This window comes from Bacillus sp. S71, from assembly GCF_016625265.1.
GTDB classification, from domain to species: Bacteria; Bacillota; Bacilli; order Bacillales; family Bacillaceae_G; genus Bacillus_A; species Bacillus_A cereus.
This window is the reverse complement of sequence record NZ_JACVUW010000013.1, coordinates 1-21,089: the sequence shown is the minus strand read 5'-3', so window position 1 is coordinate 21,089 and position 21,089 is coordinate 1. Positions and strand designations below refer to the sequence as shown.

Here is a 21,089-nt window from a genome sequence, read left to right as displayed (position 1 = left end):
GGAAGTTGAACGCCCGTTAGAATGGGGTATTAACAACAATTAATAAAAATATATTGATTAATTGTTATCTTCGTTTCTTATAGTTCATTGCAACTTATAAGATAAATACAGCTAGAAGGAGTGGGAACATGAAGAATTTTAAAATGGCACTATTAGCAATGGTATTAGTTGTGACTTCTGTACTATTTGCTGCTTGTTCTAACAAAGAAGAAGAAAAGAAAGCAGATGCAAAGACTGAAGAGCGCACTGTAAAACATGCAAAAGGGGAAATTAAAATTCCTGCAAACCCAAAGAAAATTGCTGACCTTAGTGGTTCAACAGAAGAATTATTAATTTTCGGTATGAAACCGGTTATTACTGCTAATACATCTCAAGAAAAAATTGATGCACATATTGAAAAGAAACTAAAAGACGTTAAACCAGTTGGTTCTGCTTGGGGCGATAAAATTAACATCGAAGCAGTAGCTGCTGCAAAACCAGATTTAATTCTTGTAAATAATCGTCAAGAAAAGATTTATGATCAATTATCTAAAATTGCACCAACAGTTATGTTAAACACTCCATTAGATCAATGGCGTCCAAAATTCGAAGAAGTAGGTCAAATCTTCGGTAAAGAAAAAGAAACAAAAGAATGGTTCAAAAAGTATGATGAAAAAGCAAGCAAATTACATGACAAAATCGTCGCTAAAACTGGTGAAGCAACATTCATGAAAATGGCTGCGTATCCAAATGCTTTCCGCGTATACGGTGACTACGGTTACGGTAGCGTAATTTTTAATGATTTAAAACTACCAGCAGTTAAAGGTACACCAACTGATAAACCACTAGTACAAGTACAAAAAGAAGCTTTAATCGATTACAACCCAGATTACTTATTCGTATTTACAACTGGTGACGGTTCTCAGCGCTTAAAAGAATTCCAAGAAGAATCAATTTGGAAAAACATGAACGCTGTTAAAAACAACCACGTATTCACAATTAAAAATGAAGACTTAAACAAAGGTTACTTCCCATTAGGGAAAGATATGATCTTAGACGAAGTTGCTGAATTCGTTTTAGGTAAATAATGTATAAAGGAAATCACTTTTACTTCGGTAAAGGTGATTTTTTCTTTTTATAAAGGTAATTAATACAGTCTTTCATTTCTTTCTGTTTCTCATTTCGTTTATAATATAAAGTAAGAATGTAGTAAAGAAAGGGGGATGTCGGAAAGTGGTATATTTAAACGACAAACTCAGCGAAACAAAAGTGTTTAAAGACCCAGTACATAAATATGTGCACGTGCGTGATCGTGTTATTTGGGATTTAATCGGAACGAAAGAATTTCAACGCTTGCGCCGTATTAAGCAGCTTGGAACGACATTTTTTACATTTCACGGTGCAGAGCATAGTCGCTTTACTCATTCGTTAGGTGTATACGAAATTATTCGTCGTATGATTGATGATGTGTTTGATGGCAGACCAAATTGGAATGCTGAAGATAGATTGTTATGTTTATGTGCGGCATTACTTCATGATGTCGGTCACGGCCCATTTTCTCACTCGTTTGAAAAAGTATTTTCATTAGATCATGAGAAATTTACGCAAAAGATTATTGTTGGCAATACGGAGATTAATGATGTATTAAGTCGTGTTGATAAGGAGTTTCCACAAAAGGTAGCAGATGTAATTGCAAAAACGTCTACTAATAAATTAGCAATTAGTATGATTTCGAGCCAAATTGATGCGGATCGTATGGATTATTTATTAAGAGATGCTTATTTTACAGGCGTAAAGTATGGAAACTTCGATATGGAACGTATACTGCGTGTAATGCGCCCGTATGGGGATCAAGTAGTCATTAAAAATAGTGGTATGCATGCTGTTGAGCATTACATTATGAGTCGTTATCAAATGTATTGGCAAGTATATTTCCACCCGGTAACGCGAAGTGCAGAAGTTATTTTAACGAAGATTTTACACCGTGCTAAATCACTGCACGAGAAGTATTATACATTTAAAAATCATCCTGTTCATTTCTATTCTTTATTTGAAGAAGAAGTAACAGTAGAGGATTATTTAAAGTTAGACGAGAACGTTATGTATTACTACTTCCAAGTATGGCAGGAAGAAGAAGATCCAATTTTAAGCGATTTATGCCGCCGTTTTATGAATCGAAATCTATTTAAATATGTAGAGTTTACAGATAAACACGGTTTAGATAATTGGATGGAATTAAGTAGTTTATTTAAAAAGATTGGACTTGATCCGGAGTATTATTTAGTAGTTGATTCAACATCAGACTTACCGTATGACTTTTATCGTGCAGGAGAAGAAGAAGAGCGTTTGCCAATCCTACTTCTTATGCCAAACGGAGAGCTTAGAGAGCTTTCACGTGAATCGGATATTGTTGAGGCGATTACAGGTAAGAAAAGAACGGACCAAAAGCTATTCTATCCACATGATTTAATCTATGAAGATGGAAGAAAAGGAAAATATAAAGAGAGAATTATTGAGTTGTTAGAAGGAAAGAAATAAGAAGCAGCTAGTGGCTGCTTCTTATGAAAAACTTGAAATTATTTGTCGCTTAAGCGTTTTCCGCCAACTGCATAATGATTCTTAGACATTTCTTCGATGAAAACAACGATGTTTTCTTCAGGAGCACCAGTTGTTTCGCTTACTGCTGCTGTTACTTTCTCAGCAAGAGCTTTCTTTTGTTCTTCTGTGCGTCCTTCTAGCATTTTCACTGTTACGTATGGCATGTACAATCGCTCCTTTTATGTAAGTTACACTCTTATTATAGCGGATTATGGGGAAGAACAATCGAAAAAACAAATAATTTCTTTTTTTGACATATGGAAGAGGAGATGAAGTATGGATCAGTTATTTAGATATCCATTGCACGAAATTCCGTTGGTAGCAATGGCGATTATTATTGCATTATCCGTTCATGAATTTGCACATGCATATGTTGCATATAAATTTGGGGACGATACAGCAAAGAGACAAGGGCGTTTAACGTTATCACCGATGGCTCATTTAGACCCTATCGGTTTGATTGCAGTATTAATTCTTGGATTCGGTTGGGCAAGACCGGTTCCTGTTAACCCATATAACTTTAAAAGACCGCGTCTTGCAGGCATATTAGTTTCAATTGCAGGGCCGATTAGTAACTTAATTTTAAGTGCAATTGGTTTAATTATTTTGTATAGCTTAGCAGTATTTGGAGTGTTAGATGCAGTTCCAGTTGCAGTAGCTGAAACATTAGGAAAGTTTTTTGAGCTCTTTATTATGTTAAATATTGTTTTACTTGTATTTAATTTATTACCGATCCCGCCACTTGATGGGTATCGTGTAGTGGAAGATTTAGCACCAGCAAATATTCGCGCGAAAATGACACAGTATGAAAAATATGGAGCGATTGCGTTATTAATTCTCGTTATTACACCGCTTAGTAATTACACAATTCAACCTATTTTCCAGGTAGTTATTCCGCATGTATTAATGTTTTTACAAAGTATCATTGCGCCTATTTTTGGCCTTTTATAATTTTTAAGTGAGGAGGATTTTACATATGACAGAGAAAAAGAAAAAAATCGGTTTTAATATCGTGAAAAATGATTCAACAGATGGACATGGTGGATTTGGTGTTGGGGCATTAAGCCTAGAAAACATTTCACCTGTATTTGTTGATGTACTAGAGAAAACCGCATTCGTTGATATCGGTGCGATGCATGCGCGTAGTACAGTAGAAAAAGGTATTAAGTTTTTAACAAATAAAGATGAAGTTCCAAACGGAAAACCATTTTGGCTTGTTTGGGTAACGATTGAAAGAACTGCAACTGGTGCTTATTACGCAGGTGTAACAGCTTGTGAAATGACAGTAGACCGTGAAATTCGTCGCGGATATAAATCACTTCCAGAACACGTAAACAAAATGGATAAATCAATGAAGCGTCACATTATGGTTGACCATATGGATGAATCATCTAAAAAAGTACTTGGTACGTTCTTGAAAGAACATAATGAAGCGATTTGGAACGAATCTAGTGAAGAATTGCGTCGTGCATTATTAAGTGAATAAAAAATAGCTGACGGATGCCCGTCAGCTATTTTTTTTACCAAGGAAGATATTTTTTCCACCAACTTGTTTTTTTCTTTTCTTCAGTCGTTTTTTCAAATTCTTCTTTATCATCGACGTGATCCATACAATATTCAGTCGGTTCGGTACCTTTAGCGAAATACATTTTCACAGAAATAGGACAATTTTTTGTAGCAATTTTACCGTTCTCTGGGTTGATACTAACCGCTACGACGTCACCTGGTTGTTTAAATTCTTTTTTGGGCTGTCCATCTAAGCCTTTCTCCATCGTATCAGTCCATATTTTCTTCGCATATCCTTGTTCTGCTACGTTTGAAATAGATTTAGGTTGATCATATCCGACCCATACACCTGTTACGATTTGCGGAGTAAATCCGATCATCCAACTATCAGTTTCAGTAGAACCAGATTTTCCGGCATATGTTCTTGATAATTTTGATAACATCGATTGGCCAGTTACAGCAGCATAACTGCTTAGTTTCTTATTAAACATACCGGTCATCATTTCTTCCATTACAAACGCTTTGCTCTTGTCGAGAACTTGTTTACTCTCTAAATGAGCATCGTATAATATATTTCCTTCATGATCCATAATGCGGCGAATGAAAGTAGGTTTTACTTCTTTTCCACCGTTTGCGAACATGCTATAAGCGTTAACCATTTCAATTGGTTTTACGGGTGATGTGCCGAGAGCTAGAGAAGGCACATCTTTTAATGCACTTGTAATTCCAAATTGTTTTGCTGTTTTTGCGAGTGCGTCATCTCCTAAAAATAAATTCGTTTTTACAGCATATATGTTATCAGAGACTGCGAGAGCTTGTGCCATCGTTACAAAATCATCTGCATAATAATCTTTATAGTTTTTTGGTTTATACTTTGAAACGCCGTCACCTAAAGTAAATACAGTATATTCGCTTTTTAAGCGCGTAGCAGGCGTGAATCCTCGTTCTAATGCTGCATAATATAGAAATGGCTTAAATGTAGAACCAGGCTGACGAACGGCTTGTGTAGCCCTGTTAAATTGACTCGTAGTATAATCAGTTCCGCCAACAAGAGCAGCCACTTCACCTGTCGTTGGATTCATAGAGACGAGAGCAGTTTGTATGTTTGTTGTGTCAGGTATATGATCTTTTACAGCTTGCTCTGCTACAGCTTGTAGTTTAGGGTCTAGCGTTGTATAAATTCGCAAGCCACCCCGTTGTAAAGCTTGTTCGTCTAATCCAACATCACGAAGAAGCGAAGCTTGTACAGCATCTTGGAAATATGGTGCGACCTCTGCTACTTTTTTCGTATCTAATGAGGCAAAAGTTAGTGGCTCTTTCTTCGCTAATGCTGCTTGTTGCTTCGTAATATATCCTTGTTCGACCATTTCATCTAAGATGAGAGCTTGTCGTCCTTTAGCACGATCCTCTTTCAAAAAGGGAGAATAGACACTTGGCCCTTTCGGGATACCTGCGAGCATACTAGCTTCTGCTAATGTTAAATCTTTTGCTGTTTTATCGAAATATAGACGGGACGCAGCTTCGATTCCATAAGCGCCATGTCCGTAATAAATTGTATTTAAATATCCTTCTAAAATATGATTTTTATTATAGTTTACTTCAAGGCGGACAGTGTACATTGCCTCTAATAATTTTCGTTTCCACGTTTTATCATGATCTAAATACAGATTACGCGCGTATTGTTGTGTAATTGTACTAGCTCCTTGTACCTTTGCCATCGCTTTTAAATCAGCAACAATTGCACCTGCAATCCGTTTCACATCGAAGCCGTGATGTTTGTAGAATCGTTGGTCTTCGATAGATAGTGTCGCCTCTTTTACATAAGGAGAAATTTCATTGAGAGATACATTGTAACGTTTTTGAATTTCATTACTTTGTCCAATAACAGTATCATCGTTTGCGTAAAAGACGCTTGTTTGTGGGACCGCAACAGGAGGAGGTCCCATAATTTTTGCGACTATAATAATAACAAAAAAAGAAAAAACGAAGAAAAGGACGCAAGAAAACATTGCGGTGAAGAAAAGACGTTTATATTTTTTAAGTTTTGGATTCATAGTCTGATCCATCTTTTTTCAGCCCCTCATTAATACAAGCGTTATTGTATTAGTATTGAGGGTTTTCATTTATTTTAAACAATGAAATTTCGAAAATAAAAAGCTCCTTCCATTAAGAAAGGAGCTCAAAGGCACGTGCTGGCCAATCGGTAATGATGACATCTACACCATAATCAATCATAGTTTGTAAATCTTTGTATTCGTTAATTGTATATGGACGGAAAACATATCCTTGCTCTTGTGCTAATTGCACAAATTCTTTCGTTAATAGCTGGAAGTTTGGATGTAATCCACTTGCTTTTTTCTGTTTTGCTTCGGCAATTGGATCAGCAATCGGTGTATCATATAAAATTGCTCTTGGGATTTCAGGAGCAATTTCTGCTAATAATGAAACAGAGTCATGGTTAAATGATGAAAATACAATTTGATTAGAAAGATGATATTCGCGCACAAGTGCAACAGCTTTTTCCTCAATATTTGGGTAATGAATAACATCTGTCTTTAATTCAATATTTAGTTGTAAGTTCGTTGTGGAAAGCCAAATGAAAACCTCACGCAACGTTGGGATTTTTGCTTCATGGAAAGAAGGGTCTTTATAGCTACCAGCGTCCAATGATTGTAATTCCTCTACCGTTTTTTCCGAAATAAGTCCAACGCCATTTGTTGTACGATCGACGGTTTCATCGTGAATTACGACAAGTTCACCATCTTTTGATAAGTGGACATCGAGTTCAATTCCGTGAGCGCCAATGCGTTCTGCTTCTTGGAAGGCAATCATCGTATTTTCGGGATGTGTACCTTTTACTCCGCGGTGAGCGAAAATAAGTGGTTTACTCATGTGAAATTCTCCTTATTATCTCTTTTCTTTCATTATGAAACTGCTTTAGGGAAAATACAATTGAATATGACAAACATTTACAAAAGTCTAACAGTTGCAGAAAAGTTAACGTTAACGTAAAATGTAATAATCAAGTGAAGGGAGGAATAAACATGTATAAAATTGATGAAGTAACAAAGCAAGTCGGTTTAACAAAACGTACACTTCGTTATTATGAGGAAATTGGTTTAATTCATCCCCCAGAACGTAGTGAGGGGAATATTCGTCTGTATACGGATGAGGATATTGCCAGAATTAAAAGAATTGTAGAAGCGAAAGAAGTGCTAGGAATCACACTTCAAGAAATGCAGCATTTCTTATCACTAAAAGAAAGAATGGAGAAAAGAAGAAATAGCGAGAACCCTCGTGATCGTGAAGTGATTCAAGAAATTAAAGATATGCTTGAAAAACAAGTGCAAACGTTAGACGAAAAAATGGAGCAAATGCAACGTGTAAAGGCAGAACTTGAAGATAGTTTACATCGTGCAGTAACATTTTTAGAGAGCACAAAAGGAGAGTAATCAAAATGGAGAGCAAACAAAAACTAGGGAGATTGATTACAGTGGTGGCTACCTTCCTTGCCTTTTCGGGTATAGGAGTAGTCGACCCAATTTTGCCGATTATTGCAGAGAAAATTGGTGCAACGCATTGGCAAGTTGAAATGTTATTTACTGCTTATATTTTAACGATGGCAATCATGATGTTACCAGCTGGTATATTTGCATCAAGATTTGGTGATAAACGGATGATGACAATCGGTCTTGCGATTGTGACTGTATTTGCGTTTATATGTGGTATATCGCAAACGATTGCTCAATTATCTCTTTTCCGTGCTGGATGGGGATTAGGAAATGCGATGTTTTTTGCTACAGCAATGACGCTGTTAATAGCATTAAGTAAAGAAGTTCATGAAGCAGTAGGATTATACGAAGCAGCGATCGGCTTAGGTATGGCTGGGGGGCCGTTATTGGGTGGAATACTAGGTGGACATTCTTGGCGTTATCCGTTTTTCGCGACGAGTATTTTAATCTTCTTAGCATTTATTTTAGTATTCTTTTTTGTAAAAGAACCGGAGCGAAAAGTGAAACGTAAGGCTGCTGGCGTAGGAGAATTACTTAACCTGGTGAAATATAAACCGTTTATGCAAGGTGCGATTTCAGGAATGTTATACTACTACGGATTTTTCGTTGTGTTAGCATATTCACCACTTATTATGCATTTATCAGCTATTCAATTAGGCTTTGTATTTTGCGGATGGGGATTAGCGTTAGCTTATGGTTCTGCAATTTTAGCACATAAGCTAGAAGGGAAATATGAACCAAAAACATTATTGAAGGGTAGTTTACTTGTATTTGCGATTTTCTTAATTGCACTATTCTTTGTGAAAATTATGTGGTTACAAATTACTCTTATCGTTTTATCAGGATTAGCATCTGGCTTAAACAATGCATTATATACAAGTTATGTAATGGATATTTCACCTTATGAAAGATCTGTTACGTCGGGTGTTTATAACTTTGTTCGTTGGTTAGGGGGCGCAATTGCTCCGATTTTATCAGGAATTATCGGTCATACTGTTTCACCACAAAGTCCGTTTTTAGTAGGTGGAATTGTGGTGTTAGTTGGTTGTATTATGATCCTAATTCCAATTCGTAAACCAGTAGAAATAGAGACAAAAGCCCTTTCTTAAGAAAGGGTTTTCTTTATACATATATGTTAGAACCCTCTGACTAAAATATATTTTCGGTATTTTTGTACTTTTAACTATACATTTTGGATGTTTTGTTTTATTTTTGTTAGGGGACATTAATGATGTCCCTATTATAAATTTGCATTGAAAGGCGTGATTGTACGATGGAACTATGGTTCACTGAAAAACAAACAAAACATTTTGGGATTACGGCGCGTATTAACCGCACATTACATACGGAGCAAACAGAATTCCAAAAACTTGATATGGTTGAAACAGAAGAGTTCGGAAACATGCTTATTTTAGATGGCATGGTTATGACAACAGAAAAAGATGAGTTCGTTTATCATGAAATGGTAGCGCACGTACCTTTATTTACACATCCAAACCCTGAAAACGTATTAGTTGTTGGTGGCGGTGATGGTGGTGTTATTCGTGAAGTGTTAAAGCACCCAAGTGTAAAGAAAGCAACTCTTGTTGAAATCGATGGAAAAGTAATTGAGTACTCTAAACAATACTTACCATCAATTGCAGGCGCATTAGATAATGAGCGTGTAGAAGTAAAAGTAGGAGACGGTTTCCTACATATCGCAGAAAGCGAAAATGAATACGATGTAATTATGGTAGATTCTACTGAGCCAGTAGGACCAGCAGTAAACCTATTTACAAAAGGCTTTTACGCTGGAATTTCAAAAGCGTTAAAAGAAGATGGTATTTTCGTTGCACAAACGGACAACCCTTGGTTCACACCAGAGTTAATTACGACTGTGTTTAAAGATGTAAAAGAAATTTTCCCAATTACTCGTTTATACACAGCTAATATTCCAACATACCCAAGTGGTCTTTGGACGTTCACAATTGGATCTAAAAAACATGATCCATTAGAAGTAAGTGAAGAGCGTTTCCACGAAATCGAAACGAAATACTACACAAAAGAATTACACAACGCAGCATTCGCATTACCGAAATTTGTTGGCGATTTAATTAAGTAAGAAAATCGAGCTTGAACAAATAAAGTGTGAGTAGCTCATTTAAGGTGTTTGTCCAGAAGACTTGAACATGCTAGCTACTTACACTTCTGTAGAGAAAATCGTCTTCTTGTTGTTAAAAAGAAGACCCGGTAAATCGAGAAAGAGGAGCAATTCGCTCCAAATTTGAGAAATAGTGAAAGGTTGGGATACCTTAAGTTCCACATAAGGAGGAAAAGAATATGCGTTTTGATGAAGCTTATTCAGGTAAAGTATTTATTAAAAGTCATCCAAGTTTTGAAGAGTCAAAGGTAGTTATTTATGGGATGCCTATGGATTGGACAGTAAGTTACCGTCCAGGATCTCGTTTTGGCCCTGCACGTATTCGTGAAGTATCAATCGGTCTTGAAGAATATAGTCCGTATTTAGATCGTGAATTAGAAGAGGTAAAATATTTTGATGCGGGTGATATCCCATTACCATTCGGAAACGCACAACGCAGCTTAGACATGATTGAAGAGTATGTATCAAAACTTTTAGATGCCGATAAGTTTCCACTAGGTCTCGGCGGTGAGCACCTAGTGTCTTGGCCAATTTTTAAGGCAATGGCAAAAAAATATCCGGATTTAGCAATCATCCACATGGATGCTCATACTGATTTACGTGAATCGTATGAAGGGGAGCCTTTATCCCACTCTACACCAATTCGTAAAGTGTGTGATTTAATTGGTCCGGAAAACGTATATTCTTTCGGAATTCGTTCTGGAATGAAGGAAGAATTTGAATGGGCGAAAGAAGTAGGTATGAACTTATATAAATTTGACGTATTAGAACCGTTAAAAGAAGTATTACCGAAACTTGCTGGACGCCCAGTCTATGTCACAATCGACATTGATGTATTAGACCCAGCTCACGCTCCAGGAACAGGAACGTTAGAAGCTGGTGGTATCACATCTAAAGAATTATTAGATTCCATCGTAGCAATTGCAAATTCAAATATAAATGTAGTTGGAGCAGACTTAGTAGAAGTAGCCCCAGTCTACGACCATAGTGATCAAACACCAGTCGCAGCAAGCAAATTCGTGCGGGAAATGCTGCTCGGTTGGGTAAAATAAAAGCGGAAGCGGCTCGCTTAGAATGTGAGGGGGATGGAGCTTCAGACGTAGAGGCGCTTTTTGCCTCGAAGGAAGAAGCGAAGCCACCGATCATTCTAGCCGCTGCAGCTAGATAAAATAAAAGTGAAGCCGACTGTTTAGAGAGGCGTAGCTAGATAAAGTAAGAGCCCTCTATATGATTAGAGGGCTCTTACTTTGTCGTTATGTGTCGGTAAGTCGATATATTAAAAAAAATCGCTCATATAATTCGAGTTGCGCTGATATATTAAAAAAATCGCCGATATAATTTCATTTACCGTTACGCAACACAAAAAAAGCTATTCTCAAACGATGGGAATAGCTCTTTTTCTTATGCAACCTTTTCTTCCGAAGTAACTCCACGAATTTCATCAGCAGAGCGGATCGGATATTTACGGAATACAATAGACCCGATGTATCCGACAATAGTGGTAACGATTCCACATAGTACAGCAGCAATCGTTACTTTTATAACGTCATTAAATCCGAATAGGACAAGAAGACCTGGAATTGGTGACGCTGTTCCTGGTGCATTATTAACAAGCTGGAATAGCGATGTAATAATACCGGCAAGTGCACCGCCAACGAAGTTTGTTGCATAAATTGGAATTGGATTTGCTGAAACAACATCTGCTTGTGTTAAAGGCTCGATTGCTACAGCGATTGTGTCTTTCTTTGAGCAAATTTTTAGTCGCTTAAAGAAAATAAAGTTCATCGGGGCTGAGGCTGCTACGGCAAGACTACCAATTGCCATTGGTAAACCTGTTAATCCAAGCATTGCAGTTAGTGCCATAGAACTCAGTGGAGAGGTAGAAATAACTGTTATTAATCCACCAAGCATAATACCCATAATGATAGGACTTTCTGTAGTTGCAACTGATATCATAGAACCGATTTTACCAAGTGTTGCGTTAACGAGCGGATCCATAAGCATTGCCATTCCACGTGAGATTGGTGCAGCGATAAATAGGATTGCTAAAAATTCCACACCAGCTGGTAATTTCTTTTCGAGAAATTTCACGACGAAGGCACAAACGTATCCGGCGAAAAATCCTGGTAAAATACCGAATCCACTAGTAGCGATACCAATTAAAACAGCGTATACGGGGGAAACACCGATTGCTAATGCGACTAAAATCGCTGCTGCGACACCGCTCATACTACCAGAAGCTTCTCCTACTGATTGTAAAAAGTCATTATGAAACATTTCTCCACCTATATAACGGTGAAATGCTTCAATAAGAAAACTTGCGATTGCTGCATTAGCTAAAGCGCCCATCGCCTTCATTCCGTAAGGCGCACGGTAACTGAAAAGTGTAAATAGACAAAGTACAACAAGTAATAGTGCTAAACCTTGCAAGATAGCCATTTGAAAACTGTCTCCTTTGATTTTTGTAATAAAAATTCGTATCATTCAATAATAATATAAAAGTGTATGAAACGGAAAAATTTTTTCTTGGGAACTTGCTGTAAGAAAAAATCCCTTACAATAATGTAAGGAAAGTGTAAGACTTTTAGATAGAGTATAGTATGCTCTTTTCCGTATAATACAAGTATAGATATAATACTAGTGAGAAAGAAGTGCAAACAGGAGGCGCATGTATGAAATTGGTAATTAAAGTTTTAGCTGTATTCGCCATCATTTTAGGGGGAACAGCATATTATTTAAACACAAAAACAGAAGGTGTACATGCTTTTGTAGACAACTTCTTTTCAAATAAAGAAATACAAGATTATTATGCGGTTGTAGATAAAGGTGAGAAAAAAGACGGTGAATATTTGTATACATTTAAAGGGTATACAGAGGACGGAAAGCAACAAATTATTAAAAGAATGGTAAATCGTGAATTGCATGCAGGTGCTTTTATAAAAATTTATGCAAAAGGTATGCAAGGAAAAGGATGGGCTGAAATAACGAAAGAGTCAATCCCGCAAAAAGCGTTGCAAAAAATAGAAAAATCATAAAAGGAGCGAATCGTTCGCTCCTTTTTTAGTGCGTTAAAATAGTGATAGATGTATTTTCTTTGTTAGAAATGATTTTGGCATGTCCACCAATTGGAAAAGTAAAAATTGGAGTTGTATGTCCAAAATTTGCATTTGCAATGATAGGAATATGTGCAAGTTCAGGTTTTGAAGAAATCATTTCTTGAATGTCCGCTATCGTACATTCTGCTTCTTTTTGCATTCTTCCTATTACAATACCTGTTATATGTTCAAAATCAGGTTGCTGCATAAGGGAATGTAGATAGCGATCAAAAGTTTTAAGCGTTGATTTTCCTGTTAAACTGTCTTCTTCAAGGAATAAAATTTTGCCCTTTAAGTTTGGCATATATGGTGTGCCTTGTAGTAAATTAAGTGTGCTCATATTGCCACCGATAATTTCTCCTGTCGCTTCTCCCTCTTGAATTGGAACATACCCTCCATTTTTTATAAATTCTCGATTTTCCTGATCCATATACCAAGAATCATCGCTCCACGTTTCCGCCGGAATGATTTCAATAGGCTCATTAGTGGTTAAGCATTGTAAAAAGTAATCGTTTGTATACTCGAGCCCTTTCTCCATTCCAAATGAAGAGAAGTGGGGACCCGAATATGTAACAAGCCCTGTTTTTGTGTAAATTGCATTATTTAAGGCAGTAATATCAGAATAACCACAGAAAAATTTCGGGTTTTTACGAATTAGATCATAATCGAGATGTTTCAATAAACCATTGGAGTTGTATCCGCCAAGTGTCGTCAAAATAGCTTTTACATTAGGGTCTCCAAATGCTTCATGGAGGTCTTGAATGCGGGAAGAAATAGAAGAGGAAGCAAATTGATCTATCTCATCGGCATATTTTGAGAATGTAACTTGAAAGCCCATGTCAGTTAATCTTTTTATAGCAAGTTTTCTATTTTCATTTGAAACAATACTTAAACTACAGGATGGTGAAATCACGCGTAGTTCATCACCCTTTTTTAACTTTGTTGGTATCACTGAATTCACCTCTATAATTAAAAGAATATTTAGATTTAAAAAATATTTTATCACATGAAATAAAGTAGAAGTGAATTATTTTTTGAAATGGAGTTTTCCTGATTTTTCAGCAGACAGACAGCGTCTTTTTTTGATATGATAGGAAAAGTGATTTATTATAAGTAGTATTTAATATCTATAACATTTGAAAGGTGTGCAAGACGTGAAGAAACAACTTGCAGGCTTGCCGGTACACGTTCATTTCGTAACAGAAATCCGTGAAGGGGCGAGGAAGGAAACCGTTGCTTTTGAAGCAAATGGTCAATACTATGTAAAAGGTCAAGGTACATATGTAACATTCCAGGAGCCGAACGAACAAGGCGAAGTGAAAACAATTATTAAAATTCAAGATGAACAAGTTCTCATTATGCGTTCAGGTGCTATTTCTATGCGTCAGACGCATGTGAAAGGTGAATGGACAACGGGTACGTATACGAGTGAACTTGGTACGTTTGCACTGCAAACGAAAACTGATAACGTTCTTTTTAAATGGTCGGATGAAAAGAAAAAAGGACAACTCTTCTTAACGTACGCATTGCTTCTAAGTGAACAAGAAGCTGGCAGATATACAATTACAATTAATTTGAAGGAGGCAAAATAATGAATTCCTTAGAACAGGTAAAAGGATTGATTAAAGAAGAAATTCAAGCTGCTGTATTAAAGGCAGAATTAGCGACAGAAGAACAGATTCCAAACGTTGTATTAGAATCTCCAAAAGATAAAACAAATGGTGACTTCTCTACAAATATGGCAATGCAACTTGCACGCGTTGCGAAAAAAGCACCTCGTATGATTGCAGAAGAACTAGTTGCAAACTTCGATAAAGCAAAAGCTTCTATTGAAAAAATCGAAATCGCTGGTCCTGGTTTTATTAACTTCTATATGGATAATAGCTACTTAACAGATTTAATTCCAACAATCGTAAACGCTGGTGAAGCTTACGGTGAAACGAACACTGGTAAAGGTGAAAAAGTACAAGTTGAGTTCGTATCTGCGAATCCAACAGGTGACCTTCACTTAGGACATGCACGTGGTGCGGCAGTAGGTGACACTTTATGTAACGTATTAGCAAAAGCAGGATACGATGTATCTCGTGAGTACTATATTAATGATGCTGGTAACCAAATTCATAACTTAGCTCTTTCTGTTGAAGCTCGTTACATGCAAGCATTAGGTTTAGAGAAAGAAATGCCAGAAGACGGTTACCATGGTGCGGATATCATTGGAATCGGTAAACGTTTAGCTGAAGAGTTTGGTGATCGTTACGCAAAAGCTGATGAAAAAGAAAGCTATGAATTCTACCGTGAATATGGTTTGAAATATGAGTTAGCAAAACTTCAAAAAGACTTAGAGAGCTTCCGTGTTAAATTTGATGTATGGTTCTCAGAAACATCATTATACAAAAACGGAAAAATCGATGCTGCACTTACTGTATTAAAAGAGCGTGACGAAATCTTTGAAGAAGGCGGAGCAACTTGGTTCCGTTCAATGACTTACGGTGACGACAAAAACCGTGTATTAATTAAAAATGACGGTTCTTACACATACTTAACGCCAGATATCGCTTATCACCGTGATAAATTAGAGCGTGGTTTCGATAAGTTAATCAACATTTGGGGTGCTGACCACCACGGTTACATTCCTCGTATGAAAGCTGCTATTCAAGCGCTAGGTTACGATAAAGAAACACTTGAAGTAGAAATCATCCAAATGGTACAACTGTACCAAAATGGTGAAAAAATGAAAATGAGTAAGCGTACAGGTAAAGCAGTTACACTTCGTGAGCTTATGGAAGAAGTAGGCGTGGACGCAATGAGATACTTCTTCGCGATGCGTAGCGGTGATTCTCATTTAGACTTCGATATGGACTTAGCTGTATCAAAATCTAATGAAAACCCAGTATACTATGCACAATATGCTCATGCTCGTGTATGCAGTATCCTTCGTCAAGGTGAAGAGTTAGGATTAGCTGCAGATGGAGACGTGAATTACAAACTTGTTACTTCTGAGAAAGAAGTAGAGTTACTGAAAAAACTTGGTGAATTCCCAGCTGTAGTTGCGGATGCAGCACAAAAACGTCTGCCACACCGCATTACAAGCTATGCATTTGAATTAGCAGCAGCATTACACAGCTTCTACAATGCAGAAAAAGTATTGAACCAAGATAACTTAGAATTAAGTAAAGCTCGTTACGAGTTAATGAAAGCAGTACGCACTACACTTCAAAATGCATTAGCAATCGTAGGAGTATCTGCACCAGAAAAAATGTAATTAAGAAAAGCGAAAGCGGCTCGTTTAGAATAGGAGGGGGATGGAGCTCCTGACAGAGAGGCGTACTTTGCCTCGGAGGAAGGCGCGAAGCCACCGAGTATTCTAGCAAAGCGGAGCCGATTTTTCGCTTTCAGTAAAAGGCAATCACACGATGTTGTGATTGCCTTTTTGTATGGAGATAATAAAAAAATAAAATTTTATCAAACAAAAGGATAATTTGCGTCGTCTTATATAAATGACAGGAGGCTTATGATGGAAGAAAAGGTAGAAGAATTAATTGATATATATAAGCAGCAAATATATTCCTTATGCTATAAGTTAGCGAAAACGAAAGAAGATGCGGAAGATATTTTTCAAGAGACGTGGATAAAGGTTTTTTCATCAAGGCACCAACTTTCTTATGTGGATAATTATAAAAAGTGGATTACTACAATTTGTGTTCGTACGTTTTATGATTTTTATCGTAAGAAAAAAAGGTGGAAAGATCGAATATTGGATTTGTTTCATAAAGAAGATGGTGGAGAAATAGATTTCGCAGATGAAGTGAATATATCAGAAGAATTTATTCAAAAAGTGGAAGCGGAAATGATACGGGAAGTAATACAGTTATTAAATGAAAAATATAAAACGGTACTCGTACTCTATTACTATGAACAATATTCTTACAAGGAAATGAGTGAAATATTAAATATACCGATTGGTACGGTGAAGTATCGTCTCAATTATGCGAAAAAGAAAATGCGAGAACATTTGGAGGGTTTCGTGCATGAAGGAAGATAAATTTGAACAGAAAATAAAGAGCAGTTTAGCGGGAGAGATGATTCCTAGCGAAGAGCTGATAAATCATACGAAACAGAGCGTGCGAAATGCTCGGAAATTAGAAAAGAGATGGGTTGTTTTCATTCATGCTATTTGGATGATTGTATTAACAGTCATCCTAGAGCAGTTTGTTAGTCATTTGGATCATAAAATATCTGTCATTATAACGATAGTTATTATGATGCACCTATACATTCCTATATACGTTGTCATACAGTCATTTTTAAAGAAGGAGTATAAATTACATGATAGAGTTCGCTAATCCATTTGTAGTATTTGAGATAGCTGGGATTACAATGTTTTTGGCTTTTATAGCACTTTTAGTATGTGTAGCATCATGGGTGTATACAGATGCGAAAACGTGTGGAATAAGTAAGTGGTGGAGTGTTATAGCGATTGTATTGCCATTTTTTATTGGAGTTTTGTTATATATGATACGAAGAAGTAACAAGAAAATAGAAGGCGAACATACGATGAAGGTTATGAAAAAACAAAAGATAACATTAGTTGTCATATTTGCAAGTGCGATGTTTGTATTACTTAGCGGCTTTGCTTTTGTTCAAACGCTAGATGATATGTGGAGAGCTGGTGATATATATTTAGAAAATGAGAAGCGAGGGGAGACAAGTTACGAGGCAAAATTCTCATCATGGGATATTGCTGGGAAAGGTATTGAACTTGAGTATGCAAAAGATACAGAAGTAACATTTTCTTATGAAACAGATGCAAAACGTGGTAACTTATGCTTTAGCTTATATGAAAGGAAAGGAGAAGGTATAAGAGAGTTAAAAGAAATCTGTGAATCGAAAAAAGGTACTTTTAAAGCTACATTAAAAGCAAATGAAAAGTATGTATTTAATATAAGTGGTTTAATGGTGAAAGATGGTTTTGTAAAAGTGAATTGGGAAGCAAAATAAAGGGCCCTTGAGAAAGGCCCTTTATTTTATTGGATTGTATAAGTAACAGAAAAACTAACAGGACTATAGTAAACGTAAGGTGCATGAAATTGAACGTACATATTTCCATCTGTTTTTGCAGTGAAAATTCGGCCGTAACCATCAGAATAACGTCCAATAAGGTTATGATTTGAGTCATAAACACTGTAACTAGGAGTTTTGCTGTTAGGTTGAATTGTTAACTCTTGTCCCTTTTGAAGGAAAACAGGTTCTTGTTCAGAACTACCTCCAGTTTGCAAAGAATAAAATTTTGTAAAGCTTTGTTCTTGAGCGGCAGCAGCGACTTTTGTTTCAGGAATAAACGCGGTAGCTCCGGTAATTCCTGCTAAAGTTAACGCACCTGCTAAAATCATTTTTTTCATAATAGAAAAAGCCTCCTTATAAGTTGTAATCGATATTGTTACAGTTAATATTGTATACGATAATGAGTAGGATAAAATATGCTTTTATGCATATATATTTTTTCTCAATAAAAGACCACTGATAAAAATCAGTGGTCTTTTATTGATTAAGCAGCTTTCTGTTCAGTTTGAGTAACAGGTTTTTGAAGCGAGTTATAAACCCCTGTTCCGATAACGTCTAATGCCATTTTCATTCGTTCAGGTGAAATATTTTCTAATACGTTATCTTGAGGTGTATGGTATACCTTCTCAATATGATAGATTAATGGATTCCAACTATCGACACCCATCCAAATAAATAGAGCAGCAGGAATACCAGCTTCAGCAAATGGAACATGATCACTAGAACCGAATTTACCTTGTAGGACGAGGTCATTATTTAGTTGTTTACCTGCTTGCAAGGCAGCATCTGTTACAAAGTTTGTAGAGCCATCAGGTGTCATAGCGTATAAATTCTTTGCTTTATCATAATTTGTTGCAACCATGTCTGCGTTAAAGACACCTAAAATTCGATTGCGTTCTTTTTGGGATAGACTATTAACGTAATAATCGGAGCCAAGTAAGCCAGTCTCTTCAGAACCAAAGGTAATAAACCGAATTTCCTTATCAGTTTCTACATTTTGAAAAGCACGAGCTAGTTCTAATACTAATCCAGTTCCAGAAGCATTATCATTTGCGCCAGGTGCTCCGACAACACTATCATAGTGCGAACTTACAACGACTGCTTTTTCATTACCGGTACTCTTTTTTGGTTTCTTTTTGGCGATAACATTTAGAGATGTTAATTTAGATTCATGTTTCGCTTTTAGGGAAAGAATTGTTGTCCCTTTTTTAGCGATTTCTTCTTTAAATGCATTTCCTTGCGCATAAGCAAGACCAAAGACAGGGATAGATTGCTTTTTCGTTAGGCGGGGATTGAAGGTTTGTCCATAATTTCCGCGTCCGCCAATTAAACTGTATAAAAGAACACCTTTTGCACCTTTGCTAACAGCATTTTCAACTTGTTTATTATAGTCTGTAATTGTCGTTCCTCTTTCAAATAAAACAATTTTACCGTTTACTTCGTTTGGAATATCTTCTAATTTTGTCCCACCTTGAACAAAGATAAGGGGAGCTGTAACAGCTTCTGTAGAAATTAGTGAATTAGGAGCAGCACCAGCTTGCCAATTACGTTTTATTGATAGTGGTGATTCAATGAATCCAACGTACTGATCGGGCACCTGAAATGGCTGATATTCTACTTCATAGCCCATCGATTTAAGCTGCATACCAATGTAACGAGAAGCCCATTCTTCGGATTTTGTTCCACCGGGTCGAGGACCAATTGTTTCAGATAAGAAACGAACATGTTCAATTGCGCGGTTTGGATCAATCTGTTTTGTAATAGATGGAGTTTGTGTAACCTCTGACGTGGAATCCGCTTTTGCTTGCCCAATTGGAGCTAAGCTAACAGCGAGTGATACAGCAAGCAAAGAGCTTACTATTTTTTGTTTCAATGATTTTCTCATTTTTTCCTCTCCTATTCTTCTATTCTCTGTGACTGACAAAAGAAGACGGATAATGACTTTATTTTACCTTCGCGTCTTTTATTTTTCAATATTCTGACATTGAGAAATAAAAACAATATATGCATATTTGCATATTTTTGAGGAAGATATGTATGCTATCATTTTAAACGAAGGTTCGCTTTCTACTCTGAAAGCTCCTACATTGCATGAATCTAGTGTACCCAAACTTTAGATTATGTAGAGAAATGGAACCACTGTAGGGTTTCATTTCTCATGTTTGAATCAGTTGATGGTAATTATGTTTCCGCATTTCATAATTATTATCAGTGATATATGTAAGGCATCCATATGAAAATAAGAGGCTGTTCAAAGGTTTTCCGTACTTTTGGGCAGCCTCACCCCGTTAAAAGGACGATACTTTATGTATCGTCCTTTTTGTATAAAAAAACATCCAATCAATTGAGAGATTGATTGGATGTAAAAACATTATTAATAATGTTTTTTGCGTTTTGTAGCTAAAATACTTAATAATCCAGCTAGTAGAAGGACGATACCTACTGTTTGTGTAGGGTCTTCTTTATGACCTGTATTTGGAAGGTGTTTATCCGTATTTCGATCATCTTGCTGTTTGTTATCTGTTTCATTTGATGTTTCTTCGGAAGTTCCGTTTTTGTGTTTCTCAGATGTTTCATTGCCTTTGTTTTCTTCTTTATTTGGAGGAGTAACTGGCTTGTCATCTCCACCTGACGAAGATTCAATCTTTTTATTTGAAACTGTAATTTGTAGTGGTGTAGCTTGGGCTTTATCAATTGTAAAGTTTATTGGTGATGCATCTAATTGATAGCCTTTAGGAGCCTGTGTTTCTACTAATTGATAATTACCAGGTTTCAAATCATTTACGATTACTTTTCCGTGTTGGTCTGTTTTTAAACCTTCTCGGATGATTTTTCCATCTTGGTCTAAAATATTGAAAATGGCACCTTCAAGTGTTCCATGGTGATCAATATCAACTTTAGTTAACTCAATTGAACCTGTTGTTAAACTATTTAAAGCTGTAACAGAGGTAATCTGAGATTGTCCTTTCGTAATTGTGAAAGGAATTGGTTTAATGTTTAAATCATAGCCAGTTGGAGCTTTCGTTTCAATGAACTGATAATCTCCTGGACGTAAATCAGAAACAGAAATCTTCCCATCTTTATCAGTAGTTAAATCAGAATGAACATCTTTACCGTTCATATCTACAATTTTAAAGATAGCCCCTGCAAGAGTAGTACCATCGATGTCATCAACTTTAGTTAATTCAACTGCGCCTT

General features: G+C 36.5%; 22 protein-coding genes. 14 read left to right on the top strand and 8 right to left on the bottom strand.

Annotated elements, in window-relative coordinates:
- Window positions 1-128 precede the first annotated feature (128 nt).
- Both IBT51_RS22355 and IBT51_RS22350 read left to right on the top strand, forming a co-directional pair.
- Complete coding sequence (locus tag IBT51_RS22355) at window positions 129-1,067, top strand: ABC transporter substrate-binding protein (RefSeq protein ID WP_000787724.1); 939 nt, start codon at window positions 129-131, stop codon at window positions 1,065-1,067.
- Between the two features lie 145 nt (window positions 1,068-1,212).
- A complete protein-coding gene (locus IBT51_RS22350) occupies window positions 1,213-2,517 on the top strand; it encodes an HD domain-containing protein (RefSeq protein WP_000262741.1) in 1,305 nt (434 codons plus the stop codon).
- Window positions 2,518-2,555: 38 nt separating this feature from the next.
- On the opposite strand, the gene IBT51_RS22345 is transcribed toward IBT51_RS22350, so the two are convergent.
- Window positions 2,556-2,741 carry a 2-hydroxymuconate tautomerase gene (locus IBT51_RS22345; protein WP_001147171.1) on the bottom strand — a complete coding sequence of 62 codons (186 nt, stop codon included), beginning with the start codon at window positions 2,739-2,741 and terminating at the stop codon, window positions 2,556-2,558.
- 112 nt (window positions 2,742-2,853) lie between these two features.
- Here IBT51_RS22345 and IBT51_RS22340 point away from each other — a divergent pair, with 112 nt between their 5' ends.
- Window positions 2,854-3,528: a site-2 protease family protein gene (locus tag IBT51_RS22340; protein WP_000372443.1), complete on the top strand. Its 675-nt coding sequence runs from the start codon at window positions 2,854-2,856 to the stop codon at window positions 3,526-3,528.
- 25 nt (window positions 3,529-3,553) lie between these two features.
- Entirely contained in the window at window positions 3,554-4,063 is a 510-nt protein-coding gene (locus tag IBT51_RS22335; RefSeq protein WP_000136683.1) for a YwhD family protein, read from the top strand.
- Between the two features lie 34 nt (window positions 4,064-4,097).
- On the opposite strand, the gene IBT51_RS22330 is transcribed toward IBT51_RS22335, so the two are convergent.
- Together IBT51_RS22330 and IBT51_RS22325 are read right to left on the bottom strand one after the other, a co-directional pair.
- Window positions 4,098-6,149, bottom strand: a complete 2,052-nt coding sequence (locus tag IBT51_RS22330) for a transglycosylase domain-containing protein (RefSeq protein WP_088022134.1) — start codon at window positions 6,147-6,149, stop codon at window positions 4,098-4,100.
- A gap of 100 nt (window positions 6,150-6,249) precedes the next feature.
- Window positions 6,250-6,975: a glycerophosphodiester phosphodiesterase gene (locus IBT51_RS22325; protein ID WP_088022135.1), complete on the bottom strand. Its 726-nt coding sequence runs from the start codon at window positions 6,973-6,975 to the stop codon at window positions 6,250-6,252.
- A gap of 152 nt (window positions 6,976-7,127) precedes the next feature.
- Between IBT51_RS22325 and IBT51_RS22320 the strand changes: the two genes are divergently transcribed.
- The 4 genes from IBT51_RS22320 (at window position 7,128) to speB (ending at window position 10,787) form a co-directional block, all read left to right on the top strand.
- Window positions 7,128-7,535 carry a MerR family transcriptional regulator gene (locus IBT51_RS22320; RefSeq protein ID WP_048656345.1) on the top strand — a complete coding sequence of 136 codons (408 nt, stop codon included), beginning with the start codon at window positions 7,128-7,130 and terminating at the stop codon, window positions 7,533-7,535.
- Window positions 7,536-7,540: 5 nt separating this feature from the next.
- Window positions 7,541-8,704 (top strand): MFS transporter, encoded by a 1,164-nt coding sequence (locus IBT51_RS22315; protein WP_000444233.1) that lies wholly within the window; start codon window positions 7,541-7,543, stop codon window positions 8,702-8,704.
- 164 nt (window positions 8,705-8,868) lie between these two features.
- Window positions 8,869-9,696, top strand: a complete 828-nt coding sequence (gene speE, locus IBT51_RS22310; RefSeq protein ID WP_000424696.1) for a polyamine aminopropyltransferase — start codon at window positions 8,869-8,871, stop codon at window positions 9,694-9,696.
- 218 nt (window positions 9,697-9,914) lie between these two features.
- Window positions 9,915-10,787, top strand: a complete 873-nt coding sequence (speB, locus tag IBT51_RS22305) for an agmatinase (protein WP_001209831.1) — start codon at window positions 9,915-9,917, stop codon at window positions 10,785-10,787.
- A gap of 349 nt (window positions 10,788-11,136) precedes the next feature.
- Here the strand turns inward: speB and IBT51_RS22300 are convergent, their stop codons facing one another.
- Complete coding sequence (locus IBT51_RS22300; RefSeq protein ID WP_000996313.1) at window positions 11,137-12,174, bottom strand: PTS sugar transporter subunit IIC; 1,038 nt, start codon at window positions 12,172-12,174, stop codon at window positions 11,137-11,139.
- Between the two features lie 233 nt (window positions 12,175-12,407).
- On the opposite strand from IBT51_RS22300, the gene IBT51_RS22295 reads away from it, so the two are divergent.
- Complete coding sequence (locus tag IBT51_RS22295; protein WP_000779932.1) at window positions 12,408-12,770, top strand: YxeA family protein; 363 nt, start codon at window positions 12,408-12,410, stop codon at window positions 12,768-12,770.
- Window positions 12,771-12,795: 25 nt separating this feature from the next.
- On the opposite strand, the gene IBT51_RS22290 is transcribed toward IBT51_RS22295, so the two are convergent.
- Window positions 12,796-13,782, bottom strand: a complete 987-nt coding sequence (locus IBT51_RS22290; protein ID WP_200458672.1) for an LD-carboxypeptidase — start codon at window positions 13,780-13,782, stop codon at window positions 12,796-12,798.
- 202 nt (window positions 13,783-13,984) lie between these two features.
- Between IBT51_RS22290 and IBT51_RS22285 the strand changes: the two genes are divergently transcribed.
- From IBT51_RS22285 to IBT51_RS22265, 5 genes are all read left to right on the top strand, one after another.
- Window positions 13,985-14,422, top strand: coding sequence for a YwiB family protein (locus IBT51_RS22285; RefSeq protein ID WP_000744343.1), 438 nt, complete (start codon window positions 13,985-13,987; stop codon window positions 14,420-14,422).
- On the top strand, window positions 14,422-16,092 hold the full coding sequence (gene argS, locus IBT51_RS22280; protein ID WP_053563293.1) for an arginine--tRNA ligase: 1,671 nt from the start codon (window positions 14,422-14,424) through the stop codon (window positions 16,090-16,092). Before IBT51_RS22285 ends, argS begins: the two co-directional genes overlap by 1 nt.
- A gap of 252 nt (window positions 16,093-16,344) precedes the next feature.
- Entirely contained in the window at window positions 16,345-16,872 is a 528-nt protein-coding gene (locus tag IBT51_RS22275; protein WP_000391649.1) for an RNA polymerase sigma factor, read from the top strand.
- Window positions 16,859-17,173 (top strand): hypothetical protein, encoded by a 315-nt coding sequence (locus tag IBT51_RS22270; protein WP_053563294.1) that lies wholly within the window; start codon window positions 16,859-16,861, stop codon window positions 17,171-17,173. The genes IBT51_RS22275 and IBT51_RS22270 overlap by 14 nt, the downstream gene beginning before the upstream one ends.
- Window positions 17,157-17,828, top strand: a complete 672-nt coding sequence (locus IBT51_RS22265) for an anti-sigma factor (protein WP_053563295.1) — start codon at window positions 17,157-17,159, stop codon at window positions 17,826-17,828. The genes IBT51_RS22270 and IBT51_RS22265 overlap by 17 nt, the downstream gene beginning before the upstream one ends.
- Window positions 17,829-17,854: 26 nt before the next feature.
- Here the strand turns inward: IBT51_RS22265 and IBT51_RS22260 are convergent, their stop codons facing one another.
- The 3 genes from IBT51_RS22260 to IBT51_RS22250 form a co-directional block, all read right to left on the bottom strand.
- Window positions 17,855-18,229 (bottom strand): hypothetical protein, encoded by a 375-nt coding sequence (locus IBT51_RS22260; protein ID WP_000738223.1) that lies wholly within the window; start codon window positions 18,227-18,229, stop codon window positions 17,855-17,857.
- 146 nt (window positions 18,230-18,375) lie between these two features.
- A complete protein-coding gene (locus tag IBT51_RS22255; RefSeq protein WP_200458673.1) occupies window positions 18,376-19,776 on the bottom strand; it encodes a M28 family metallopeptidase in 1,401 nt (466 codons plus the stop codon).
- A 489-nt stretch (window positions 19,777-20,265) separates the two neighbouring features.
- Window positions 20,266-21,089, bottom strand: an 824-nt coding sequence (locus tag IBT51_RS22250) for an MSCRAMM family protein (protein ID WP_200483291.1), incomplete at its 5' end; no start/stop codon positions are given.